Raw genomic sequence first — 24,189 nt, forward strand, 5'->3', positions numbered from 1 at the left:
AAACAGAGGAGAGACCAGATGAACAGATTGATCGCAACACAAGTCAGCCGGCGCAACGTGCTTGGCGCCGGCCTGGCGACGGCCGGCGTGCTCGCCATGCCGTCGATCCTGCGGGCGCAGGACAAGTCGCTCAAGGTCGGTGTCTATGGCGGCTACTTCAAGAAATCCTTCGACGAGCACGTCTTCCCTGACTTCACCAAGGCCACCGGCATCGCGGTGGAATCGGTTGCCGAGCCGACCGGCGAGGCGTGGCTGGTGCAGCTCGAACAGGCGGCCAAGGCCGGCCAGGCGCCGGCCGATCTTTCGATGATGTCGCAGACCTCGACGCTCAAGGGCCAGTCGACCGAACTGTGGACGCCGCTCGACACCTCCAAGTTCAAGCATTACGGCGACCTGTTGCCGCGCTTCATCAACAAATATCCGGATGGCCGCGTTGCCGGCATCGGTGCGGTCGCCTGGTGGATCACGCTGGTCTCCAACACCGATGTCTACAAGGAAGCGCCGACCTCCTGGGCTGCATTCTGGGACAAGGCGAACGAGGACAAGCTCGGCCTGCTGGCGCTCGCCTCCAACTCGTTCCTGCTCGAAGTGACGGCCAAGACCTTCATGGGCGGCACCAATGCCCTCGACACCGAGGAAGGGTTGAACAAAGCGTTCGAGAAGCTTGCCGAGGTCAAGCCGAACGTGCGCCTCTGGTATCGCGACGAGGCGCAGTTCGAACAGGCGCTGAAGTCGGGCGAAATCCCGATGGGCCAGTATTACCACGACGTCACCGGCCTCGCGATCGCCGACGGCTTCCATGTCCGCACCACCTTCCCGAAGGAGGGCGGCATCCAGGACTCCGGCAATTGGGTGCTGTCGCGCGCTTCGACCAAGGTCGACGAGGCGCATGCCTTCATCGACTATATGAGCCAGCCGTCGATGCAGGGCGTGATGTCGCGCAAGGTCGGCACCACGCCGACGCTGAAGAAGGAGGTGCTCGACCTGACGCCGGCCGAATTCGCATCGGTGTCGTCGGAGATCGAGCCGATCATTCCGCGCTACGACCTCTATACGTCGAAGGCCGACTGGATCAACCAGAAGTGGACCGAGCTGATCGTCGGCTGAGCCGAAAACAGCTCACCCGACATCGAAGCGCTCCTCATGACGGGTCGCTTCGCGAACCACCTCTCCCATTGCGATGGGAGAGGATATGCTAAGCGCCGAAATCGCGGCGCCTCTCCTCTTGCGACCGAGGAGAGGCCGCCGCGAAAGCGAGGCGGCGAGGAACCATCCCATATCCTCCGGTTAACAGGATCAGCCATGTCCGGACTTGATATCAACGCCATCACCAAGGCCTTCGGCAATTTCATCGCGGTCGACAATGTGCGGCTCAACGTGCCGCATGGCACCTTCGTCTGCCTGCTTGGACCATCCGGCTGCGGCAAGACCACGCTGCTGCGCATGATCGCCGGGCTGGAGGAGCCGACCAGCGGCGCCATCGTGCTCGACGGCGAGGACATCACGCCGCTGCCGACCCACAAGCGCAATCTCGGCATGGTGTTCCAGTCGCTGGCGCTGTTTCCGCATCTTTCGGTCGGCGACAACATCGCCTACGCGCTGCGCATCCGCGGCGCCTCGAAAGAAGAGCAGAAGAAGCGCGTCGACGAGTTGCTGACGCTGATCCACCTGCCCGGCTTTGCCGACCGGCCGGTGGCGAAACTTTCCGGCGGCCAGCGCCAGCGCGTGGCGATCGCCCGTGCGCTGGCACTGTCGCCTAAGCTGTTCCTGCTCGACGAGCCGCTTTCGGCGCTCGACGCCAAATTGCGCGAGGCCATGCAGGTGGAACTGCGCCAGCTGCAGCAGCGGCTGGGCATCACCACCATCGTCGTCACCCACGACCAGCGCGAGGCGATGACCATGGCCGACCTGGTCGTGGTCATGGGCCACGGCAGGATCCTGCAGGCAGCGCCGCCGATCGAGATCTATCGCAAGCCGGCCGACGCCTTCGTCGCCGACTTCATCGGCATCACCAACCTTCTGCCGGCGGAGGTCGACAGCGCCGGGCGCACCACCATCCTCGGCACCGCCATTCCGGGCCTCGCCATGCCGGCCGGCGTCACCAAGGCCTCGGTGTCGATCCGTCCCGAAGACGTGCATCTGGGCGAACCCGGCGGGCGCGCCATCACCGGCCAGGTGACCTTCGTGCGCGATCTCGGCGGCACCATCGAAACCTTCGTCGAGGTTGGCAGCACCAGCATCATCGCGGTGGCGACGCCCCGCGAAAGGCCCAACGTCTCGGTCGGCGCCAAGGTTGGCGTCACGCTGCCACCCGAGAGCTGCGTGGTGCTCGGCTCATGAGACGCGAAGTCCCGAAATCGCTAGCCGACTACACGCCGCTGTTGTTCCCCGGGCTGATGCTCGTGATTTTCTTCGTCGTGCCGTTCTCGACGATGATCGCGGTCAGCTTCTTCAAGCGCAATCCGGCCGGTTTCTACACGCCCGATTTCGTCATCGACAACTACGCTCGGTTCCTGACCACCTTCTTCGCCGGTGTGCTCGGCTTTTCGCTGATGCTGGCGGTGCTGGTCGCTGTCTGCTGCGTCTCAATCGCCTTTCCGTTCACCTATCTGCTGACCAAGCGCTCCCGCCGCGTGCAGACGCTGTGGCTGGTCGGCCTGTTGTCGGTGCTGTCGCTGTCGGAAGTCATCATCGGCTTTGCCTGGTCGACACTGTTTTCGCAGACCGCCGGCATCACCAACCTCTTCGTCGCGCTCGGGCTGATGGACAAACCGGTAGCGCTGCTACCGACTTTCGGCGCGGTGCTTGCCGGCATGATCTACCAGGCGCTGCCCTACACCATCCTGGTGCTCTATCCGGCCCTGGTTCGCCTCGACCCGACGCTGCTCGAGGCCGCCCGCACGCTTGGCGCCTCACCGGTCAAAGCCTTCTTCAACGTGGTGACGCCGGCGCTGCGCAACACCATCGTGGCGACGCTGATCATGGTCTTCGTCTTCGCGCTCGGCTCCTATCTGCTGCCGCAGATCCTCGGCCGGCCACGCCACTGGACGCTGTCTGTGCTGATCACCGATCAGGCGATCTACCAGTCCAACATGCCGTTCGCAGCCGCCATGGCGGTCTTCCTGGTGCTGATCTCGTTGGCGCTGGTCGGGCTGACGCTGCTTGTCGGCCGCAGGGAGAACGCACTATGACCGCCACCTTCCTTCGCCGGCTCTATTTCACCATCGTGGCTCTGTTCCTGGCCGCGCCGCTGATCGTCGTCGCCGGCGTCTCGGTCAACGCGCGGCAGGAGTTGACCTTCCCGCCGAAAGGCTTCTCGCTCGCCTGGTATGGTCAGATCTTCGCCGATCCGGAATGGCGGCTGGCGCTGATCCATTCGGTGACGCTCGCCGTCTGCTCGGCGGCGATCGCGGTCGCTATCGCGCTGCCGCTCGCCTGGTTCCTGTGGCGGCGCATCGCGCCCTGGGCAAACATTTTTCAGGTGCTCGGGCTTGCGCCTTTCATCCTGCCGCCGGTCATCACCGCGCTCGGCTTCCTCACCTTCTGGGCGACGGTCGGGCTGTTCGGCCAGTTCTTCACTGCCATCATCAGCCACGCCATTTTCTTCGTGACGCTGCCGCTGGTGACGCTGTCGCTGGGTTTTGCGTCGATCGACCGCTCGCTGGTCGAGGCCGCCGCGACGATGGGTGCCGACGACCGCACGGTGCTGAAGACGGTGGTGCTGCCGCTGATCCTGCCCTACCTCGTCTCCGGCTACGCCTTCGCCTTCGTGCTGTCGCTCAACGAATACATCGTCGCCTATATGACGATCGGGTTCACCACCGAGACGCTGCCGATCAAGATCTTCAACGCGCTGCGCTACGGCTACACGCCGACCATGGCGTCGGTGTCGGTGTTCTTCGTCGCGGTGGCAGCCCTTGTGTTCGGATCGATCGCCAAGTTCGGAGACATCCGCAGGCTGCTCGGCGCGATGTCGTCCGAAGGCAACTGACCGGACCTGTGCGAAAACGAAAACGGCCGCCGCTTCGCCAGTGCCGCGACGTCATCGTGTCGGTCGCTCGAAATAATGATTTTGTCTTCACTTTCCGGAGAACGGAGTTCTAATCTTAGTCGGTCCTGGATCGCGGAAGGGGATGCGACATGGTGGATTCTGATCGGATCGACAAGATGATCAAGGCGGTGCCCCCCGCCTTGGCGCTTCGAGCTGGGCTGGACCTTGGCATCTTCACCCGGCTCGGTGGCAGCGCGATGACTGCTGACAGCCTTGGGGCCGCGCTCAAAGTCGAGCCCGATCGTCTGTCGCGGCTCCTCTACGCGCTCGCCAGCATCGATTTCCTCGAAGTCGAGGATGGCCAATTTCGCAACGGAGCGGAAGCGTCGGCCTTCCTCGACGCGTCCAAGCCGACCTATCGCGTCGGCGATCATGCGCTCCTGCGCGAGCTCTGGGGAGCCGATCTGCTGACCGCGGAGTCGCTGCGACAGAACCGGCCGGCTGCGCTGCACGATTTTTCCGAAGCAGGGCCCGAGGAAGCGGCGGCCTTCAGCCGCTTGCTCGCACCGGGGGCGGTGATTTTCGGCCGACTTCTGGCCCAGGAGATGGACCTCTCGGCGATCGGTTCGGTGATTGACATCGGTGGGGGCCCAGGGACCATTCTCGTCGGACTTCGCGAGCGGTGGCCGAAGATTGCAGCGACGCTGATGGAACTCCCAACGGTCGCGGCGGTCGCGCCGGATATCCTGTCAGAATACGGTGCCGACGACGTGGTTGTCGAAGAGGGGGACATAACTGTCGCGCCATCGGTCGGTCGGCACGATCTGGCGATCCTGAAGGCCGTCGTCCAGGTCCTGCCGCCGGACCAGGCGCGCAGTTCGATCCTGAACGCGGCGCGTTGCCTTACACCGGGCGGCGAGATCGCAATTGCGGGGTGGGGTGTCGTCGATGATGACCGCCTCGGCCCGCGTGAGGGTGTGTTTCTGAATCTCACCTTCTTGAACCTCTATCGCAACGGCGAATCGTACACTGAAGGTCAGTATCGAGCGTGGATGACGGAGGCTGGATTCCGCGATATCTCGAGGTCGCGCCTGATGGACGGCTGCACCTTGTTTCGTGCGCGCCTTGCGGGCTGATCGTGGCTGGATGGCTGGTTTCAGATGCGGGGCAGGCGCCCATGAGCACACGGCAGTATGCCGGCCGTTGCATCGGCGCCGCCTCACGTCGAAAATGCCCCCATGGAAGCTGTCCGATTTCACAGGCTCTCGACACCAAGGCTCGTGCTTCGAGCGCCGAGCGAACGGGATATCCCGGCATGGTTTGCGCGCGCGACGGATGTCGAATCCGCCTCCCTTGCCGGCGATCCCGTTCCCGACGACATAAGCGCAGGCGAACGATGGCTCGCCCGTTCGCGTCAGCGGTTCGCTGACGGCAAGGCGATCAAGTGGTCCATCGACCAGGCAGGGGTATCGGACGCGATCGGGACGATAACCCTGTCCTTCGGCGCAACCGACGCCAAGGCAGCCGCATTGGGATTTGTGCTGGCACGTGCGCATTGGGGGCACGGATTGGGCAGCGAGGCGGCGCGCGAAGTCATCCGCTACGCCTTTGAAACTCTGGCGCTTGAACGGGTGACGGCCGAGGCGGCGGCGCGCAATTTCGCGTCGCTGCGGATATTGGCGAAGCTCGGCTTCAAACATATCGAGAGCTTCATCGATGAGGCCGACGGCGAGCGCTGCGAGCGTTTTGCGCTCGACGGAGACATCGGATAGTCACTGTTGGCGAGCAACGCGATGCCGGACTGCTAATGCATTCTTCGCCTCGGTGCCAAGGGTCGGCTCATGGCGCTTGACGGACGTTTCGCGGGCCGTCGTTTAACGAGCCACGATGTTGGCCCTTGGCTCAATGCCCAAACACCAATGGCGGCGCCAGGCGGTCCCGCCGCAGCCAGCGCGCCAGCAGCAGCGCCGCCACCACGGCCAGCCCCGACGACAGGCCGATCCAGATGCCGACGCCATGGAAGCCGAAATGGAAGGCGAGCAGCACGCCGAGCGGCAGGCCGATGCCCCAATAGCCGATCGCGGCATAGATCATCGGTACCTTGGTGTCGTGCAGGCCACGCAGCATGCCGGCGGCAACCGCCTGCGCGCCGTCGAAGATCTGGAACAGGGCTGCAAAGACCAGGAACGACACGGCAAGCGCGATCACCCTGGTATTGGCCGGGTTGGCGAGATCGATGAAGGCGCTGATCAAGAGATGCGGCCACAGGATCATCACCAGCCCCATCAGCGCCATGAACGAAACGCCGATGACAAAGGCGGTCCAGCCGGCGCGGGAAACGCCTTCCGAATTGCCGGCGCCGTGTGCAAGGCCGACGCGCACCGTCACCGCCTGGTTGAGGCCGAGCGGCACCATGAAGCTGATCGAGGCGATCTGGATGGCGATCGCATGCGCGGCTAATGAATCGGCGTCGATCAGACCCATCAGAAGCGCCGCGGCGTTGAAGATGGTCACCTCGAAGGCCAGGATACCGGCTATCGGCATGCCGAGCCGCAACAGTCCCTTGAAGCGCGGCCAGTCGGACCGCCAGAAGCGCCCGAACAGATGGTAGCGCCGGAACTTCTTCTCCAGCATCACCACCACAGCCATGCCGACGAACATCAGCGTGCTGGACAGCGTGGTGGCCAGCCCCGAGCCGGCAATGCCCATCGACGGCACACCGAGATTGCCGAACATGAACACCCAGTTGAAGAGGGCATTACAGGCGACGGCGACGAAGACGATGATCAGCGCCCAGCCCGGTCGCTCCAGTGCCGAGATGAACGAGCGCAGCACGATATAGCCGTAGAAAGGCAGCACCGCCCATTCGAGCCAGCGCAGATAGATGCCGGCCTGATGCGCCAGCGCCGGTTCCTGGCCCATTGCCAGCAGAATGGCCTCGCCGTGCCAAAGCACGAGCCAGATCGGGACTGAGATCAGGATCGCCAGCCACAGGCCCTGGCGTACGGTGCGGCGCAGGTCGCGCACCGAATGGCGGCGGCGGCCAAGCTCGGTGGCAATCATCGGCGACGTCGCCAGCATCAGGCCGAGCCCGAAGATCAGCGGCATGAAATAGAGGTTGGCGCCAAGCGCGCCGCTGGCCAGCGTATCCGCCCCCAGGCGACCCATCATCATGACATCGGTGGCCGTCATCGCGGTCTGGCCAAGATTGGTCAGCACCATCGGCCAGGCGAGCGCCAGCGTCGCCCTGATTTCCTGACGCCAAAGATTTTCCGGCGCGCTAGCGCCGGCTTCGATCGCAGACATTGTTCCGCTCTTTCCAGGTGCGGCACGTCGGCAAGGAGCCGGAAGCCGCATTTCAAACGGCAAAACCTTCGGTTTCGCAGCGTTTGCGTCAGCTTTTGGACGAAACGCGACATGAAGGCAAGAGAGGAGGGGCCGGAACAGATTGAGCCAGCGGATCGGCTCCGGCTTCTACCGGATAGCGTCCAGCATCTGCCGCTGCCGGTGCATTTCGAGGAAAACCCGGTAGTCGCGGTCGAAACGCCCGGCCGATTTCGGGTTCGACGCACGCGTCCTGCCGCCTTGTTGCATGGCAAGGCAGGCGGCGTTGAGGTCGGGGAAAAGCCCGGCCGCGGTTGCGGCGACCATGCCGGTGCCGAGCAGCACCGCCTCGTCGGCCAGCGGCTCGACCACGGTGCAGCCGGTGGCATCGGCATAGAGCTCCATCAAGAGCGGGTTCTTGGTGTGGCCGCCGGTGACATGCAGCGTGTCGATCAAATAGCCATTCTCGTTCAGCGCCTCCAGCACATGCCGCACGCCGAGCGCAATGCCGACGGCGGTGCGCCAGTAGAGCTTGCACAGGCTGTCGAAGGAGGAGTCCAGCGTCAGCCCGCTGACGACGCCGACGGCATGCGGATCGGCGAGCGGCGAACGGTTGCCGTGGAAGTCCGGCAGCACATGCAGCCTTGCGGCGAGCGCCTCGCCTTCGGCGGTGCGCAGCTCGGCGACACGCCGGGCGATCTTGGCATGCATGGCGGCGTCCGGCTCGCCGCCGGCGCCGTGCAGGCGGATGATGTGGTCGAGCAGGGCGCCGGTAGCGGATTGCCCGCCTTCCGAGAGCCACAGCTTCGGCAGCGCCGCCCCGTAGTACGGGCCCCATACCCCGGCGAAGGGCTGTGGATCGGGCGACATCGCCATGACGCAGCTCGACGTGCCGGCGATCAGCGCCAAGTGGCGGCCGATGTCCTGTTCGTCGCCGGCAAAACCGCCAAGCACGCCAAGCGCGCCGGCATAGGCATCGATGACGCCGGCGCCGACCCGGCATTTCTGCGTGAGACCGAGATCCGCCGCCGCTTGCGCCGTCAGCGGGCCGATATCGATACCCACAGGACTGGCCCTCTCGGGCAGGTTTCCGTGCTCGAAAAGGTCGTCGAGGCCGACGAGCTCAAAGAAATCGCGGCGCCAGCCAGTCTCCTCATGCGCCAGATAGGTCCATTTGGCGGTCAGCGTGCATTGCGAACGAGCCAGCGATCCGGTCGCCTGCCAAGTCAGGAAGTCGGTCAGGTCGAATAGATAGCCGGCTTCATTCCAGATCTTCGGCAGGTGCCGTTTCAGCCACATCAGCTTCGGTGTCGCCATTTCCGGTGACATGACGCCGCCGACATAGTCGAGCACGGCGTGGCCGCTGGCCGTGCATTCGTCGGCCTCGGCGATGGCGCGGTGGTCGAGCCAGACAATGGTGTCCCAGCGCCTGTCGCCGGTGACCGAGACGCTGAGCTGGTCGCCTTGCCGATCGCGTACCACCAGCGAACAGGTGGCGTCGAAGGAAATGCCGACGACATCTTCGGCGGCGACGCCGGCTTTTTCGCGAGCGGCACGCACGGCGATGCAGACGGCCGACCAGATATCGCGCGAATCATGCTCGGCGTGATCGGGCTTCGGCTGGTTCATGGCGATCGGCCGCTCGGCACGGCCGAGCAAGGTGCCGCTGGTGTCGAGAATGCCCGCGCGAGCGCTCCCGGTGCCGACATCGACCGCGCAAACGAACTGTTTCAAGATGCTCTTACTCTCGCTCCCAGGCCTGCAATCAGATCGGGCAATTGCAGCATGTCAGCGAATATAAAGTCCGGTTCACTCGACGCAAGCCGCGCTTGCAAGGTCGGGTTGCCGGCATGCGAGCCGCCGGTGAAGGCAAAGACGCGCATGCCCGCCGCCCGCGCCGCCGCGATGCCGGCAGGGCTGTCCTCGACGACGAGGCATTTGCGCGGATGGGCCCGCATGCTGGCGGCGGCATGGAGGAACAGATCCGGCGCCGGCTTTCCACTGGTCACCATAGCGGCGCTGAACAGATGCGGCTCCATCAGCCCGAGCAATCCGGTGACGTCGAGCGCGTAGCGGATGCGATCGAGCGTGCCCGAGGACGCGACACAGAACGGCAGCCCGAGCCTCGGCAGCATCTCCCTGACACCCGGGATGGGCTTCAGCTCTTCGCGAAACCTGCGCATCAATTCGACGCGCATGTCGGTCAGCTGGCTGTCGGTGATCTCAAGCCCAAAGTCGCGGCCGAGGATCTCGCGCACGCTTTTCATGCTCTTGCCGAGGAAGTGCTCGTAGGCGGTGTCCTCACTGACCCTGCCGCCGGCGAGTTTGATCATGCCAAGCAGCGCCGAGACGGAGAGCGCCTCGCTGTCGACCAGCACGCCATCGCAGTCGAAGATGACCAGTTCAGGCGTCATGACGTCGAATGGTCTCAGAGTGCGCCGGCGAGGTAGCGCGTCAGCGTCGCGCGCGTGCCGTTCGCCCAGAGCACGTTGAGCGCATGGGCGAAGGCCTCGACAAACGCCGTGGCGCGGCCGACATCGCCATAGATGTCCTCCATGGCAAGCCAGGCGGCCGGCGCATCCTTTGCCGCTTTTGCCGTCGCCTGCAGCCTGTCCCAGCTTGGGTCGTTGGGCTCGATGACGGCGCCGCTGTCCGTCGTGCCGAAGCAGTAGCGGCACCACAGGGCCGATTCCAGCGCCAGGCCGGCGACGCCCTTTCCGGCCTTCAGTCGGTCGGCGATGGTCGGGATAATGAATTTAGGCTGGCGGTTGGACCCATCGAGGCAGAGCCTCCGCACGGTGTCGCCAATCTTGGGATTGGAGAAGCGACTCTCGATGAGCTGGTAATAGTCCCCCAGGACCGTGTCCGGCACCGGCGGCACGGTCGGAATGATTTCTTCCCGTTCGAGCTTCGCCAGAAAGCCGCTGACCAGTGGTTCCTGCATCGCCTCATGGACGAAATGGATGTCCATCAGCCCGGCCGGATAGGCGATCGTGGCATGGCCGCCATTGAGGATGCGGATCTTCATCAGCTCGTAGGGGGCGACATCCCTCACGAACTGCACGCCGACCTTTTCCAGCGGCGGGCGGCCGTCGGTGAAATGGTCTTCCAGCACCCATTGCCGGAACGGCTCGCAGAACACCGGCCAGTTGTCCTCCAGCCCGAACTCGCTGGCCAGGATGCCGCGTTCGCGGTCCGTGGTGGCCGGCGTGATGCGATCGACCATGCCGTTTGGAAAGGCGACGTGCTCGCTGACCCAATTTGCCAGATCCTCGTCGATCAGCCGTGCAAGGCCGATGACGCCGTCCGAGGTGACATGGCCATTGTGGGGTATGTTGTCGCAGGACATGACGGTGAACGGCACGACGCCGTCATCGCGCCGGCGGACTAGCCCGGCGAGGATGATGCCGAACACCGTCTTCGGCGTTGCGCCCGGCTGCGCGTCGGCGACGATGTCGGGATGGGTCGGGTTGAAGACGCCGGAAGCCGGGTCGATGAAGTAGCCGCCTTCGGTGATGGTCAGCGAAACGATCTTGATCGCCGGGTCGCCGAGCCGTTCGATGATGGCGGCCGCGTCGCCCGGCATCAGGAAGTCGATCATGGCGCCGGTGACGCGGGCGCTCATATGGCCGCTGTCCTGTTCGACCACGGTGGTCAGCCAGTCCTGCTCTGCCAGTTTGCCGCGGCCGATCTTCTCGCCCTCGAACACGCCGGCACCGACCAGGGCCCAGTCATGGCCGATGCCCGAATTGAACAGGTCGTCGAGATAGACGGCCTGATGCGAGCGGTGGAAATTGCCGACGCCGAAATGCACGATGCCGGGCTTGAGCGCCGCCCGGTCATATTTCGGACCGGCGACTTTGGCCGGCAGCTTGGCGAGGTTGGAAGACGAGAGTTTCACGGTCATCTGTTTTACCCTTTGGCCGGGCTTCGGCCTTCGTTACTCCCCTCTCTCCCAGTCTTTCACGGGGAGAGAGTTCGGGGTGGCACATACCCTTTCGAGATCGATGCGCCCTTTGATGTCGGCCTCTGCTCCCCGCGGAGGGACGAGGAGCAGAGGCCGTCCCCGCCTCAACTCATCCACTGGCCGCCATCGACATTGTAGGTCTGGGCGACGATATATTCGGCGTCGCTGCTGGCGAGAAAGACCGCCATGCCGGTGAGGTCATGCGCCGTGCCCATCCGGCCATACGGCACCGCCTCGCCAACCAGCCTCTTCTTCTCGCCCTTCGGCCGGTTTTCATACTTGGCAAACAGCGAATCGACGTGATCCCAGTGTTCGCCGTCGACGACGCCAGGGGCAATCGCGTTGACGTTGATGCCGTGCTTGATCAGGTCTAGCCCCGCCGACTGGGTCAGCGAGATGACGGCGGCCTTGGTGGCGCAATAGACGCCGACCAGCGCCTCGCCGCGCCGCCCGGCCTGGCTCGCCATGTTGATGATCCTGCCGCCCTTGCCCCGCGCGATCATCGAGCGGGCGGCGGCCTGCAGCATGAACAGCGTGCCGGCGACGTTGACGGAAAACAGTTTGTCGTAGCTTGCCTTGGTGATCTCGACGATCGGCGCCAGATCGAACAGGGCGGCGTTGTTGATCAGGATGTCGAGGCCACCGGTCGTCGTCTCGACGGCTTTCACCGCCGCCTCGATGGAAGCGAGGTCGGTGACGTCGAGCTTGACCGCATAGGCCTTGCCGCCGATCTCGGCGGCTGTCTTCTGCGCAGCCTCGAGATTGATGTCGGCAATGGCAACGATGGCGCCTTCGCTGGCATAGGCTTCAGCGAAGGCTCTGCCGATGCCACGGGCCGAACCCGTGATCAGCGCGGATTTGCCGGCCAGGCGCATGCTCACATTGCCTTCCCGTCGGCGCCGAAGCGATGCAGCTTGGCCTTGTCGGGTGTCAGGTAGATGGTGTCGCCGTGGTGGACGGCGAGTTCGCCGTCGGCGCGCACCGTCAGCGGACCGACGCCATCGGCCTGGACATGCAGGAAGGTGTCGGAGCCGAGATGCTCGGCAACGCCGACGATGGCCTTCCATTCGCCCGCCGTGGTCGAGATCTCCATGTGCTCGGGACGGATGCCGATGGTCTTGGCGCTGTACTTGGCCGCTGGCGCCCCTTCGATCAGGTTCATCTTCGGCGAGCCGATGAAGCCGGCGACGAACAGGTTGCGCGGCGTCTTGTAGAGTTCCATCGGCGAGCCGACCTGCTCGATGTTGCCGGCGTTCAGCACGACGATCTTGTCGGCCATGGTCATGGCTTCGACCTGGTCGTGGGTGACGTAGATCATCGTCGTCTTGAGCTGATGGTGCAACTCGCTGATCTCCAGCCGCATGGTGCCGCGAAGGGCGGCGTCGAGGTTGGACAGCGGTTCGTCGAACAGGAAGGCCGAGGGTTGGCGCACGATGGCACGGCCGATGGCGACGCGCTGGCGCTGACCGCCGGAGAGCTGGCCGGGCCGGCGTTCGAGATAGTTGGTCAGGTTCAGGACGCGCGCCGCATCCTTCACCTTCTTGTCGATGGTCGCCTGGTCCTCGCCCGCCATCTTCAGCGGGAAGGCGATGTTCTTGGCCACCGTCATGTGCGGATAAAGCGCGTAGGACTGGAACACCATCGCCAGCTTGCGCTTGGCCGGCGCTTCACCGGTGACGTCGCGGCCATCGATGTTGATGGTGCCGCCACTGGTGTCCTCCAGCCCGGCGATCAGGCGCAGCAGCGTTGACTTGCCGCAACCCGATGGGCCGACGAAGACAACGAACTCGCCATTTTCGATCACCAGGTCGAGGCCGGGGATGATGGACGTCGATCCAAAGGACTTGGAGACGTTCTTGAGCGTGATGTTTCCCATGGTTTCCTCCCCGAGGGGTTATTTCTGCCGGATTGCTTCGGGCAATTTCTGTTACTTCACCGCACCAAATGTCAGGCCGCGCACCAGCTGCTTCTGGCTGAACCAGCCCATGATCAGGATCGGGGCGATGGCCAGTGTCGAGGCGGCCGAAAGCTTGGCCCAGAACAGGCCTTGCGGGCTGGAGAACGAGCTGATGAAGGCGGTCAAGGGTGCTGCGTCCGTAGTGGTCAGCCGGATCGTCCAGAACGCCTCGTTCCAGGCCAGGATGATGTTCAACAGCATGGTCGAGGCGATACCCGGCACCGCCATCGGCGTCAGCACATAGACGATCTCGTTCCACAGCGAAGCGCCGTCCATGCGCGCCGCTTCCAGGATCTCGCCCGGGATTTCGCGGAAGTAGGTGTAGAGCATCCACACCACGATCGGCAGGTTGATCAGCATCAGCATGACCATCAGGCCGATGCGGCTGTCGAGCAGCCCGAAGTTGCGGAAGATCAGGTAGATCGGGAACAGCACGGCGACCGCCGGCATCATCTTGGTGGACAGCATCCACATCAGGATGTCCTTGGTCCGTTTGGTCGGCGAGAAAGCCATCGACCATGCCGCCGGAATGGCGACCAGCAGGGCCAGGATGGTCGAGCCGACCGAGAGCAGCACCGAATTGAAGAAGAACTTGAAGTAGCCGCTCTGCGCCTGAACCTCGGTGTAACTCTCAAACGTCCCCGACGGGATCAGGTTGAAGCCCTGGATCGCTTCCTGCTCCGACTTGAACGAGGTGATGATCGTATAAAGGATCGGGAAGAAGATCAGCAGCGCGACGATCCAGGCGGCAACGGTCGCGATTGTCTTGTGCTGGGTGGTGACTGAGCGTGCCATCGTATCCTCCCTTACTTGTCCAGGTTCTTGCCGACGGCGCGCATGGCGAAGAAGGCAACGATGTTGGCGAGAATGACAGCGATGATGCCGCCGGCGGATGCCTGGCCGATTTTGAACTCCAGCAAGGCCTTCTGGTAGACGAGGAAGGGCAGGTTGGTTGAGGCGTATCCAGGGCCACCATTGGTGGTGACGAGGATCTCGGCATAGACCGACAAAAGGAAGATCGTCTGGATCAGAATGACGACGGTGATGGCGCGCGACATGTGCGGCAGCGTCAGGTAGATGAAGCGGCTGATAAAGCCGGCGCCGTCCATCTCGGCGGCCTCTTTCTGCTCGCCGTCGAGCGACTGCAGCGCGGTCAAGAGGATCAGCGTCGCGAAGGGCAGCCACTGCCAGGCGACGATGATGATGATCGCCGTCATCGGATGCTGCCCGAACCAGTCGATCGGCTGGGCGCCAAAGAAGCGCGCAATGTCGGCAAAGACCCCGTATTGCGGGTGCATGATCATGTTCTTCCAGACCAATGCGGCCACCGGCGGCATGACGAAGAACGGCGAGATGACGAGGATGCGGACAATGCCTTGTCCCCACATCGGCTGATCGATCAGCAGCGCCAGCAGGATGCCGCCGATCACCGTGATCAGCAGCACGCTGATCACCAGCGTGAGCGTGTTGAGGATCGATTGCAGGAAGGCCGGGTTTGAATAGAACAGCGCGTAGTTCGAGAAGCCGACGAACCCGTCGCGGATCGGGTTGAGCGGGTTGTACTGCTGGAAGGAGAACCACAGCGTGAGCGCCAGTGGAATAACCATCCAGACCAGCAGCAGCACGACAGATGGCGCCATCATGAAACGGGCAAGCGAACGGGTCTGCTGAGTAGCCATGACGGTCACCCTTCAATGGTCAGACTGAATTTTCAAAAGTCGTTAAAGGCGGCCGCCCGAGCTGGGACTCGGGCGGCCGTTGCCGGTCAAGGAGGCGACCGGCATTCGGCACCGGGAGGAGCCTACTTGATATAGCCGCCTTCGGTCATTGCCGCGGTGGCAGCGTCCTGGGCCTGCTTCAAGGCATCGTCGACGCTCGACTGGCCGGCAAGAGCCGCCGAGAAGAGCTGGCCGACCGTGGTGCCAAGGCCCTGGAACTCAGGGATGGCGACAAACTGCACGCCGACGTAGGGCACCGGCTTGACGGTCGGATGCGTCGGGTCGGCGGCATTGATCGAGTCCAGCGTCATCTTGGCGAACGGAGCCGCCTTCTGGTACTCGGCATTGGCGTAGAGCGAGGAGCGCGTGCCGGGAGGAGCATTGGCCCAGCCTTCCTTCGAGGCGACCAGCTCGGCATAGTGCTTGCTGGTTGCCCAGGAAACGAACTTCTCGGCGGCATCTGCCTTCTGCGTGCCGGCGGGAATGGCCAGCGACCAGGCCCACAGCCAGTTGCCGCGCTTGCCCAGGCCATTGTCGGGCGCCAGCGCATAACCGACCTTGTCGGCGACGGTCGAGTTCTTCGGGTCCGATACGAAGGATGCGGCGACCGTGGCGTCGATCCACATGCCGCACTTGCCCTGCTGGAACAGCGCCAGGTTTTCATTGAAGCCGTTGGACGATGCGCCCTCAGGACCGTCGGCCTTCATCAGGTCGACATAGAATTGCAGGGTGTTCTTCCATTCGGGCTGGTCGAACTGCGGCTTCCAGTTCTCGTCGAACCAGCGTGCGCCGAAGGAGTTCGACATGGCGGTCAGGAAAGCCATGTTCTCACCCCAGCCGGCCTTGCCGCGCAGGCAGACGCCGTTCACGCCATTGGCGCGGTCGGTCATCTTGTCGGCGGCCTGCTTGATGAAGTCCCAGGTCGGCGCGTCGGGCATCTTCAGCCCGGCCTTGTCCATCAGGTCCTTGCGGTACATGACGAAGGAGCTCTCGCCGTAGAAAGGCGCTGCATAGAGCTTGCCGTCAACCGAAAGACCGCCGGCGATGGCCGGGATGATGTCCTTGGCGTCATAGTCGTCGCCGAGCTTGTCGAGCGGCAGAAGCCAGCTCTGCTTGGCCCAGATCGGAACTTCATAGGTGCCGATCGTCATCACGTCATACTGGCCGCCCTTGGTGGCGATGTCGGTGGTGACACGCTCGCGCAGCACATTTTCTTCGAGCGTGACCCAGTTGAGCTGGATGTCGGGGTTAGCCTTGGTGAAGTCTTCCGTCAGCTTTTGCATGCGGACCATATCGCCATTGTTGACGGTGGCGATGGTGATGGATTCGGCATGTGCGGCGAAGGCAAGAGCGCTGGCCGACAACAAGCCCAGGGTGAGCGTGCGAAGTTTCATCAAATTCCTCCCATGAACCAAGATGAGCATTTGCCTTGGCTTTGAGCAATTACTCACCTGACGTCAATTATGTCAAGCCGGAATCGATGCTGCAGCGCAGCACTCAGCGGCATCGACGGGACCATCGGTGCGTGGAAATTGCCAAGCCGACTTCGCCGGTCGCCAGGTATCAAGGCGACAGGACCGAAGGTCGGCAGGATTGCTTGCCTCGGGACTTGCCTGTCAGCAGGCGATTTCGGCCAGAAGCCAGTCGCGGAAGGCGCGGATCTTCGGCACGTTGCGGCGCGCCTGGGGATAGACCAGCCAATAGGCGTGGCCATCGTCGCCAACCAGGTCGAAAGGCTGGATCAGCCGGCCGTCGGCCAGTTCCGCCTTGAACAGCGCCCGGGTCAGGATCGCAACGCCATGACCGGCGATGGCCGCATTGGCCTCATAGGCCTGCGCGCCCATGCTGCTGCCGGGCCGTTTGGCAAGGTCGTGCGAGTTGACGCCGGCAGCCGAAAACCACTCGGTCCACCAGATGTCGCCGGGATCGAGGATCGGCAGCCGCAACAGGTCGGCCGGTTCGTTGATGCCGCCGATGCTCGCCGCGAGCCTGGGGCTCAGCATCGGCGTGAAATCGGCATCGAGCAGCTTGTAGGCCTCCAGTCCCGGCCATTTGCCGCCGCCCGAACGGATGGCGAGATCGACATCCTCGCGAGCAAAATCCGTCAGGCGGCTCGACGTCTCAAGCCGAACGGCAAGGGAAGGATGAGCGATCTGGAAGGAGCCGAGATGGTGCGCCAGCCAGTTCGAGGCAAAGGTCAGCACCGTGGTGACGCACAGCAGCCCGTCGGCGCCGCCACGCGCCGCGGCGTAGGCCTGGCCAAGTAGGGCAAAGGCTTCGCTGACACCCGGGGCAAGGCGCTGTCCGGCTTCGGTCAGCACAATCTGCCGCGGCCGCCGCAGGAACAATGGAGTGCCGACTCTCTCCTCAAGCACCTTGATCTGATAGCTGACCGCCGCCTGCGTCATGGCGAGCTCCTCGGCGGCCTTAGTGAAGGAAAGATGCCGCGCCACCGCGTCGAACACCCTGATCGCTTGCAGCGGCGGGAGTTGGGAGAGCTGTCGCGAGCTGAGGTCAGGCATAAAACCTCCTTATGGGCCATAACAGATGTTCGATTGGCAAAGCCGGCCGGCAAGACCAACATTCAGGGTCAACCATTCATTCGGGTTCAGGATAGCGAAGGTTGACGATCATGACCATGGCGCAGCAAAAGTGCACTCCCGCTCCGGATCATCGCTGGATTTCGTGGCTCACGGACGGATTCGGCTGGTTCGCAATCAGAAAACGGACGCATTTCGACATCAGGGACCTGTCGCCGCATCTGCAGCGCGACGTCGGCTTTCTCGACGACAACGACCCTTTTGGGCGAGGCAAATAGCCCGGCTGGCTTTATCGGAAATCAGTCGCGCCGGCGTCTGCGATCGACGGCAGCCCGGTCAGACGCTGGCCAGCAGGGCAGCCGCCGTCCGCTCGTCGGTGATGAGGCCGTTGATCAGCCGCCGGTTGGCCGCCGCCAGGATACCCGGCAGTTTGCGTTCGCCCATCGCCAGTGCAATCACCAGTGATTTTTCGCGCGATGGCAGCGAAGCCGACGACACCCGGTCGTTGGTGATGCCCTCGATCATGCGGCCTTCGCGATCGTAAACCCAGCCGACGATTTCGGCGATGCCGCCGGCCTTCTGCAGCGCCTTCAGCTCACTTTCGGAAATGAAACCGTCTTCATAGAGCGGCGCCTTCGGGCCGAGATCGCCAATGCCGATGAAGGTGACGTCGGCCTCGGCGGCCAGCGCCAGCGTCGGCTGGATCATCGGCTGGTTGAGCAGCATCTCGCGCTCCTCCGGCGAAGAGGCGATGACCGGCAGCGGCATCGGGAAGGATCGCGCCTTGACCCTGTCGGCCATGGTGAAGATGACGTTGTAGAAGGCGGCCGAACCGTCCGGCGAGATGTTGCCGGTCAAGGACACCACCTTGTGCTGCGGGCATTCCATCGGCGGCAGCTGTTCGATCGCTGCCTTCAGCGTGCGCCCGGTGCCGATCGCCATGACGATCGGTGTCGGCGAGCGCAGCCGCCGCTCGATCTCGGCCGCGGCCGCCTCGGCAATCCCGATGGTGGTGGAAGATGAATTGGGATCGCTCGGCACCACTTCGACCAGGTCGAACGCGAAGCGCGATCTCAACCGCGCCGCCAGCTCGAGGCAGTTGGCGATCGGATGGTCGACACGGACCTTGATCAAGCCTTCCGACACCGCCAGCGACACCAGCCGCTGCGCCGTCTGCCGCGATATGCCGAGCGTGGTGGCGATCTGGTCCTGCGTGTTGCCGGCAACATAATAAAGCCAGCCGGCGCGTGCTGCGTCGTCCAGCCTGTTGCTGCCGCCATCCTGCCGGGTATTCACGTCCTGCCTCCCGAAACCGCCGGTCATGAGCGCGGTCCGCTTCTACTCTTGCAGGGAACGGTCCGCTGCGCAATTGTCTATCTCAAGGGCAATTGCTTGCAACCCTCGGCACACACGGCGCGAGAATTTCGTTCTCCGGCGATGATTGCGCCGGACAAAGACCATCGCTTTCAGTTCCGACGGGCGGCACGTTCTGCGATCGGGAAGGTTTATCTCCCCGCGCAAACCCTTTAAGGGATCGCAAAAAGGAGCCTTGCATGACGCCGAAAGCGGTTTTCTGGGATATGGACGGCACGCTGGTCGACAGCGAACCGCTGCACGAGGCCGCTTTGGTGGCGGCGATGCGCAATGTCGGCCTCGTCCCGCCGGCCGACCTGCATGAGCGCGTGCTCGGCGTCGCCGCCTGGCCGGTCTATGAGATGATGCGCGACGAGTTCGGCCTGGACCTGCCGTTCGACGACTGGATCATCCGCAAATACGAGCACTATCTGCCGCTGGTCGAGCGCTTGCAGCCGCGCCCCGGTGCGATCGAGATCTTCAACGACTTGCGGGCAAGGGGCGTGGCGCAAGCCGTGGTGTCGAATTCGGACCGCATGATCGTCGACGCCAACCTTCGGTTGGTCGGGCTGACCTATCCCGGCATGAAGACGATCAGCCGCAACGATGTGCGCGAGGGCAAGCCGCACGCCGAACCCTTCCTGCGCGCCGCGTATCTCGCTGGCGTCGCTCCCGCGCAGGCGATAGCGATCGACGACAGCTGGCCGGGCGCCATGGCGGGGCTGGCGGCAGGCATGACGACGATCTTCTGGCCGGAAAAGCCGATGCAAGGCCCGCCCGGTGCCATCGTCATCAACAGCGCCGAGGAATTGCGCGCCGAACTCGGGCTTTAGCCTTCAGAGGCTCAGTTGCGGTAGACCGGTTCCTGCTCGTCGAGGATCGCCTTCAACTCGCTGAGGTGGCGTTCGGCCTGGCCGGGATAGTCGTCCATCTCGCTTGCCGTCTTCTCGGCGATCGCATCGGACAGCGTGCGCAGCGGGCGGCCGGTCCACAGCGCCTTGATGTAGGTCTCGGCGGCACGCTCGAAATAGAACATGCGGTTGAAGGCATCGGCGACCGTGTCGCCGATGACCAGCACGCCGTGGTTGCCCATCACCATCACCTTGACCTTGGGATCGACGAGGAGCTGCGAGCAGCGTTCGCCCTCCTCTTCGAAGGCCAGCCCGCCATAATGGGCATCGACGACATGGCGGTTGAAGAACATCGCAGAGTTCTGGTCGATCGGCGGCAGGCGAGAGTCAGCGAGCGATGCCAGCACCGTGGCGTGGATCGAATGCACATGTATGACGCAGCGCGCATGGCGGACATTGCGATGGATCGCGCCATGCAGCCCCCACGCCGTCGGGTCGGGCGCATTCGGCCCCGAGAGCGTATCCGGATCGTTGGCGTCGATCATCAGCAGGTCGCTCGCCTTGATGCGCGAGAAATGCACCTGGTTGGGGTTCATCAGGAACTGCGTGCCGTCGTCATTGACCGCCAGCGAGAAATGATTGGCCACTGCCTCGTGCATGTTGAGCCTTGCCGTCCAGCGAAAGGCGCAGGCGAGGTCGACGCGCTCCTCGTAGAAGGGCAGGTTGGTCAGCGTTTCCTTTTGCAGGCGGGCGATGCTCATCGAGGACACTCCGTGAAAGTGGCGAGAATGCCGCGACCAGCCGAGGCTCGCAACCGCTTTCGCTTGGTGCAGAGCCAAGGTCGTTGTTGAGATCGCCGCCGGACGCCGATGTCCTTGCCTATGCCGCCGTGCTGGCAGCGGCGCCGGCCCGCAGGCCGCCATGCTCGACGATGAAGTCGATGACCTCCCGCAGCCCCTTGCCGCGCGACAGGTCGGTGAAGCCGAACGGCCGCTTGCCGCGCATGCGGCCGGCGTCGCTCTCCATGACATCGAGATTGACGTTCACATAAGGCGCCAGATCGCTCTTGTTGATGACCAGGAAATCGGAGCGGGTGATCGCCGGCCCGCCCTTGCGCGGGATCTCCTCGCCCTGGCAGACCGAAATGACATAGAGCGTCAGGTCGGCGAGATCGGGCGAGAAGGTGGCGGCGAGGTTGTCGCCACCGGATTCGATGAAGACGATGTCGAGATCGGGGAATTTCTTGTTCATCTCGGCGATCGCCTGCAGATTGATCGAGGCATCCTCGCGGATCGCGGTGTGCGGACAGCCACCGGTCTCGACGCCCATGATGCGATCCTCCGGCAGTGCTTGCAGCCGGGCAAGCATCATGGCGTCTTCCTTGGTGTAGATGTCGTTGGTCACCACTGCGATCGAGAATTCGTCGCGCAGCGCCTTGCACAGCTTTTCGGTCAGCGTCGTCTTGCCCGAACCGACCGGGCCGCCAATGCCGACGCGCAGCGGACCATTTTTCTGTGTCATGCGGGAAACTCCGTGATGGCGAGGATGGCGAAGCCGAGCCCGATCAACAGGCACAGCGGCGAGTAATAGCGCAGGTCGAGCCGCGCGAAAGGCTGTTCTGGCGCCAGCCGCCGCCACCATGGCGTGAAGCCGGCAATGCCGCGCCCCAGGAACACCAGCCCGATGAGCAGCGAGGTGGCGGCGAGGCCTTCCCTGGGAAAGGGCGAGGCAAAGACGCCTTCCAGCGCCAGCGGCCACAGCGTTGCCAGGGCAAGGCACGCGGCAACCGCGAAACTGGCGAACGGTGTCGGCATATCATCGACGCCGCGAAAGCCGACGACGGCGCGGGCGCAAGAGGCCGCATCCTGGCCCGGCCAGATGCCGCCGATGCCCCAATAGACATGCAGCGCCGTGATCAGCAGCAGGATGAAGGATAGCGCGAAGGCAAGAAAAATCATGAACGGAACAATCGCGAGTACTGGGTTTCGTGTTTCATCGCCATAACGTCGGAGGCAAGGGCGCAGCCGCCGAGATCATCCAATGTCGAGCGCACGGCGCAGCCGGCGGTCGCCAACGCCAGTGGCTCGAAGCCGGCAAGCAGTGCGGTGGCCTTGCTCTGGCCAACGATGCCGAGCCGGATCGCGGCCTGGACGAGGTTGGAGAAGAAGGTTTGCAGGAAGGCGGACAGCGCGTCCTGAAGCGCAATTGAATGGCCGCCTGCGATGGCGCCGACGGCGACACAATAGGCGCATTCGGCCGGCAAGCGCTCCAGCACGGGGCTGGGCCAGGCTGTTGCCGCTTTCAGGAAGGCGGCGCCTTGCAGCATGGCCTCGGTGTGGCGTTCGCGCGAACCGGCGAGCGCCTCGGCGAGTGCCGCAATCTCGTCGAGATCACCGTCGGTGCGCGCGCGGCGCCAGCTTTCGGCGAACAGCACGGCGTCGTTCCAGCCTGAGCCCATCTCGACCAGCGTTTCCAGCCACCCGGCGAGGCTTTCCGCATCGGTAACCAGCCCGTCATGCACCGCGCGCTCGAGTCCGTGGCTGTAGGAAAAGCCGCCGACCGGAAAGGCTGGCGACAGCCACGCCATCAGTCGCAGCAGGGCGATGTTGGAAGGCTGGTCACTCATGATCGTGGTGGTGGCCAGCGTGACTGTGCGAATGCGAATGGGATTCGCTGTGCGAGTGGGAATGCGCTTCACTATGGCTGTGCGCGTGTGCCTCGGCATGCGCATGGCCGTGATCATGGCTGTGCCCACCGTGGCCGGAATAGGCGCCGCGCACCGGCTTGAACGGCTCGGAGACGTCGGTCACCGTGGCGCCCAGCCCCTCCAGCATCGCCCTGATGACATGGTCGCGCAGGATGAGGATGCGCCCGGCCTCGATGCTCGCGGCGAGATGGCGGTTGCCGATATGCCAGGCGAGCTCGGCCAGATGCACGCCATCGCGAGCGCGGATGTCGTAGACATCCTCCGGCGCCGCGATGATCTCGATATGGCGGCCATCCTCCAGCACCAGCCGGTCGCCATCGTTCAGGGCGACGGGCTCGGGCAGGTCGACCAGCACCTTGCTGCCGTCGGCAAGTTCGATCGCCCGGCGGCGCAGATGACGCTCGTCATGGGCGAGAACCGCACGGCCGGATGGTGCCGTGGTCCCGGCATTGCCGGCGGTCAGCACCGAGACGGCGCGGGGAAATTTGGTGAAGTCGGTGCGGATATCGAGCTTCATTTCATGGATCCCCCATTAGCCTGCGCCCTTGCACGGGCTGGTCGCGCCAAGACGCGGTCGAAATAGGCGTTGACGCGCTCGGATTCGATCGGAAACCGCCCGGCGCGGGCCCAGCCGCCCATGTCTCCGAGCAGCACGTCGACGGCCGAAAACCGGTCGCCCAGTGCGAAGGGCCTGTCGCCCAATCGCCGGTCCAGCGCCTTGAGCTCGGAGGCGAAGTCGTAAGCCGCCGCGGGGCCGACATCGACCCGCACTTCCTTCGGCAGCAGGAAGCGATGGCGCAGCTTGTTCCACAACGGCGCTTCAAACTCGCTCTGGGCAAAATGCATCCAGGAATCCATCTCGGCACGCCCGGCCACGCCCGGACTGGCGCCCATGCCCTTGTCCGCGTGCTTGTCGGCGAGATAGACGCAGATCGCCGCCGAATCCGTCACCGTCAGCTCGCCGTCGATCAGGATCGGCACCTTGCCCGAGGGGTTGAGCGCATAGGCTTCCGGCGAGCGCAGCTTGACCTCGACGAATTCATGAGGCTGCCCGAGCTCCTCGAGCATCCAGAGAACGCGGCTGACCCGGGATCCACGCGATCCGACGGCCTTGTACATGCGCAAACCTGCCTTTCCCTTGAAGCCTAGACCATCCCTCACTTCATCCCAATGCCGCTCAAACGATCGTGTCGAAGAGCCGCAGGATGAACGATATCTGATAGACGAGCGCGGCCGCGACAAAGGCGATGTGGAAACGTCGATCGCGCACCAGGATCGCGGCGATGCACAGCGCGACGAAGACAGGCGTGCGGAACAGATATTCGTTGCCGAAGCGGGCAAAATGTTCCGGTCCCTTCAGCAGCGTGTCGATCACGTCGAGCAGATAGGTCGCCGCCAGCAGGCCGAAGAACCAGGCCCGACGCGAATAGAAAAAATCCTCGTAGCTGGTGTAGTCCAGCATCGAATCCGGAAACAGAAACGCGCAGAGCAGGAACAGCGTGATCGCGTAGAAGATGATGAACAGGTACTTGCCGAAGGTCCACGTCTCGATGGTGTAGAGGCCGAACTCCCACCACCAGAAATGCACCAGCATCAGGAGCACCGAAGCGACCCAGGCCAGATGCACGGGATAGAGCCGGTATTGGCCGGGATGTTGGACGATGCGCGCCACCCCCGACAGCAGGCGGGCGACGCCAAGCCCGATCACCATGCCCATGACGATGCGGATATGCGGGAAGATGTCGTGGGCGGAAGCGATTTCGGTGGCCATAGGTCGACTC

26 protein-coding genes are annotated in these 24,189 nt (G+C 63.8%); 8 read left to right on the plus strand and 18 right to left on the minus strand.

The genetic code is table 11. The features are described 5' to 3' along the window. Positions 1 to 18: 18 nt before the first annotated feature. From AC1DZU_RS01670 to AC1DZU_RS01695, 6 genes are all read left to right on the plus strand, one after another. On the plus strand, positions 19 to 1,107 hold the full coding sequence (locus AC1DZU_RS01670; RefSeq protein ID WP_477281139.1) for an ABC transporter substrate-binding protein: 1,089 nt from the start codon (positions 19 to 21) through the stop codon (positions 1,105 to 1,107). A 195-nt stretch (positions 1,108 to 1,302) separates the two neighbouring features. Beyond that, a complete protein-coding gene (locus tag AC1DZU_RS01675) occupies positions 1,303 to 2,340 on the plus strand; it encodes an ABC transporter ATP-binding protein (RefSeq protein ID WP_184873001.1) in 1,038 nt (345 codons plus the stop codon). Next, positions 2,337 to 3,191 carry an ABC transporter permease gene (locus tag AC1DZU_RS01680; protein WP_477281142.1) on the plus strand — a complete coding sequence of 285 codons (855 nt, stop codon included), beginning with the start codon at positions 2,337 to 2,339 and terminating at the stop codon, positions 3,189 to 3,191. Before AC1DZU_RS01675 ends, AC1DZU_RS01680 begins: the two co-directional genes overlap by 4 nt. Next, complete coding sequence (locus AC1DZU_RS01685; protein WP_184873003.1) at positions 3,188 to 3,991, plus strand: ABC transporter permease; 804 nt, start codon at positions 3,188 to 3,190, stop codon at positions 3,989 to 3,991. The genes AC1DZU_RS01680 and AC1DZU_RS01685 overlap by 4 nt, the downstream gene beginning before the upstream one ends. 149 nt (positions 3,992 to 4,140) lie before the next feature. Continuing rightward, positions 4,141 to 5,127 (plus strand): methyltransferase, encoded by a 987-nt coding sequence (locus tag AC1DZU_RS01690; protein WP_477281144.1) that lies wholly within the window; start codon positions 4,141 to 4,143, stop codon positions 5,125 to 5,127. A gap of 102 nt (positions 5,128 to 5,229) precedes the next feature. Then, on the plus strand, positions 5,230 to 5,763 hold the full coding sequence (locus tag AC1DZU_RS01695; protein ID WP_477281146.1) for a GNAT family N-acetyltransferase: 534 nt from the start codon (positions 5,230 to 5,232) through the stop codon (positions 5,761 to 5,763). Positions 5,764 to 5,893: 130 nt separating this feature from the next. Here the strand turns inward: AC1DZU_RS01695 and AC1DZU_RS01700 are convergent, their stop codons facing one another. From AC1DZU_RS01700 to gcvA, 10 genes are all read right to left on the minus strand, one after another. Next, a complete protein-coding gene (locus AC1DZU_RS01700; RefSeq protein ID WP_477281148.1) occupies positions 5,894 to 7,297 on the minus strand; it encodes an MATE family efflux transporter in 1,404 nt (467 codons plus the stop codon). 168 nt (positions 7,298 to 7,465) lie between these two features. Next, positions 7,466 to 9,052 carry an FGGY-family carbohydrate kinase gene (locus AC1DZU_RS01705; RefSeq protein ID WP_477282193.1) on the minus strand — a complete coding sequence of 529 codons (1,587 nt, stop codon included), beginning with the start codon at positions 9,050 to 9,052 and terminating at the stop codon, positions 7,466 to 7,468. Next, positions 9,046 to 9,729 carry an HAD family hydrolase gene (locus AC1DZU_RS01710; protein WP_477281150.1) on the minus strand — a complete coding sequence of 228 codons (684 nt, stop codon included), beginning with the start codon at positions 9,727 to 9,729 and terminating at the stop codon, positions 9,046 to 9,048. The genes AC1DZU_RS01705 and AC1DZU_RS01710 overlap by 7 nt, the downstream gene beginning before the upstream one ends. Positions 9,730 to 9,743: 14 nt before the next feature. Then, positions 9,744 to 11,222 carry a mannitol dehydrogenase family protein gene (locus AC1DZU_RS01715; RefSeq protein WP_477281152.1) on the minus strand — a complete coding sequence of 493 codons (1,479 nt, stop codon included), beginning with the start codon at positions 11,220 to 11,222 and terminating at the stop codon, positions 9,744 to 9,746. Between the two features lie 164 nt (positions 11,223 to 11,386). After that, positions 11,387 to 12,157, minus strand: coding sequence for an L-iditol 2-dehydrogenase (locus AC1DZU_RS01720; protein WP_477282196.1), 771 nt, complete (start codon positions 12,155 to 12,157; stop codon positions 11,387 to 11,389). Between the two features lie 2 nt (positions 12,158 to 12,159). Continuing rightward, positions 12,160 to 13,158, minus strand: a complete 999-nt coding sequence (locus tag AC1DZU_RS01725) for an ABC transporter ATP-binding protein (RefSeq protein WP_477281154.1) — start codon at positions 13,156 to 13,158, stop codon at positions 12,160 to 12,162. Between the two features lie 51 nt (positions 13,159 to 13,209). Beyond that, positions 13,210 to 14,034 carry a carbohydrate ABC transporter permease gene (locus tag AC1DZU_RS01730; protein WP_457154448.1) on the minus strand — a complete coding sequence of 275 codons (825 nt, stop codon included), beginning with the start codon at positions 14,032 to 14,034 and terminating at the stop codon, positions 13,210 to 13,212. A gap of 11 nt (positions 14,035 to 14,045) precedes the next feature. Next, positions 14,046 to 14,918: a carbohydrate ABC transporter permease gene (locus AC1DZU_RS01735; protein ID WP_477281157.1), complete on the minus strand. Its 873-nt coding sequence runs from the start codon at positions 14,916 to 14,918 to the stop codon at positions 14,046 to 14,048. Between the two features lie 122 nt (positions 14,919 to 15,040). After that, positions 15,041 to 16,351 carry an ABC transporter substrate-binding protein gene (locus AC1DZU_RS01740; RefSeq protein ID WP_477281159.1) on the minus strand — a complete coding sequence of 437 codons (1,311 nt, stop codon included), beginning with the start codon at positions 16,349 to 16,351 and terminating at the stop codon, positions 15,041 to 15,043. A gap of 222 nt (positions 16,352 to 16,573) precedes the next feature. Next, on the minus strand, positions 16,574 to 17,479 hold the full coding sequence (gene gcvA, locus AC1DZU_RS01745; RefSeq protein ID WP_477281161.1) for a transcriptional regulator GcvA: 906 nt from the start codon (positions 17,477 to 17,479) through the stop codon (positions 16,574 to 16,576). 110 nt (positions 17,480 to 17,589) lie between these two features. Here gcvA and AC1DZU_RS01750 point away from each other — a divergent pair, with 110 nt between their 5' ends. Continuing rightward, positions 17,590 to 17,775, plus strand: a complete 186-nt coding sequence (locus tag AC1DZU_RS01750) for a hypothetical protein (RefSeq protein ID WP_477282198.1) — start codon at positions 17,590 to 17,592, stop codon at positions 17,773 to 17,775. Positions 17,776 to 17,833: 58 nt separating this feature from the next. On the opposite strand, the gene AC1DZU_RS01755 is transcribed toward AC1DZU_RS01750, so the two are convergent. Then, positions 17,834 to 18,793, minus strand: a complete 960-nt coding sequence (locus AC1DZU_RS01755) for a sugar-binding transcriptional regulator (protein WP_095084330.1) — start codon at positions 18,791 to 18,793, stop codon at positions 17,834 to 17,836. 257 nt (positions 18,794 to 19,050) lie between these two features. Between AC1DZU_RS01755 and AC1DZU_RS01760 the strand changes: the two genes are divergently transcribed. Further along, the gene (locus tag AC1DZU_RS01760) at positions 19,051 to 19,683 is read left to right on the plus strand and encodes an HAD family hydrolase (RefSeq protein WP_477281164.1); all 633 of its coding nucleotides are present in this window, start codon (positions 19,051 to 19,053) and stop codon (positions 19,681 to 19,683) included. A gap of 11 nt (positions 19,684 to 19,694) precedes the next feature. On the opposite strand, the gene AC1DZU_RS01765 is transcribed toward AC1DZU_RS01760, so the two are convergent. From AC1DZU_RS01765 to AC1DZU_RS01795, 7 genes are all read right to left on the minus strand, one after another. Beyond that, a complete protein-coding gene (locus AC1DZU_RS01765; RefSeq protein WP_477225025.1) occupies positions 19,695 to 20,462 on the minus strand; it encodes a class II aldolase and adducin N-terminal domain-containing protein in 768 nt (255 codons plus the stop codon). A gap of 118 nt (positions 20,463 to 20,580) precedes the next feature. After that, entirely contained in the window at positions 20,581 to 21,222 is a 642-nt protein-coding gene (ureG, locus tag AC1DZU_RS01770) for an urease accessory protein UreG (RefSeq protein ID WP_095083358.1), read from the minus strand. Continuing rightward, positions 21,219 to 21,659: a DUF3995 domain-containing protein gene (locus AC1DZU_RS01775; RefSeq protein ID WP_477281167.1), complete on the minus strand. Its 441-nt coding sequence runs from the start codon at positions 21,657 to 21,659 to the stop codon at positions 21,219 to 21,221. The genes ureG and AC1DZU_RS01775 overlap by 4 nt, the downstream gene beginning before the upstream one ends. Further along, positions 21,656 to 22,327 (minus strand): urease accessory protein UreF, encoded by a 672-nt coding sequence (locus AC1DZU_RS01780; RefSeq protein WP_477281169.1) that lies wholly within the window; start codon positions 22,325 to 22,327, stop codon positions 21,656 to 21,658. The genes AC1DZU_RS01775 and AC1DZU_RS01780 overlap by 4 nt, the downstream gene beginning before the upstream one ends. Further along, a complete protein-coding gene (ureE, locus tag AC1DZU_RS01785; RefSeq protein WP_477281171.1) occupies positions 22,320 to 22,925 on the minus strand; it encodes an urease accessory protein UreE in 606 nt (201 codons plus the stop codon). Before ureE ends, AC1DZU_RS01780 begins: the two co-directional genes overlap by 8 nt. Beyond that, positions 22,922 to 23,527 (minus strand): glutathione S-transferase family protein, encoded by a 606-nt coding sequence (locus AC1DZU_RS01790; protein ID WP_477281173.1) that lies wholly within the window; start codon positions 23,525 to 23,527, stop codon positions 22,922 to 22,924. The genes ureE and AC1DZU_RS01790 overlap by 4 nt, the downstream gene beginning before the upstream one ends. Positions 23,528 to 23,585: 58 nt before the next feature. After that, positions 23,586 to 24,179, minus strand: coding sequence for a hypothetical protein (locus AC1DZU_RS01795; RefSeq protein WP_477281175.1), 594 nt, complete (start codon positions 24,177 to 24,179; stop codon positions 23,586 to 23,588). Positions 24,180 to 24,189 lie beyond the last annotated feature (10 nt).

This window comes from Mesorhizobium sp. P2_A12, assembly GCF_056405075.1.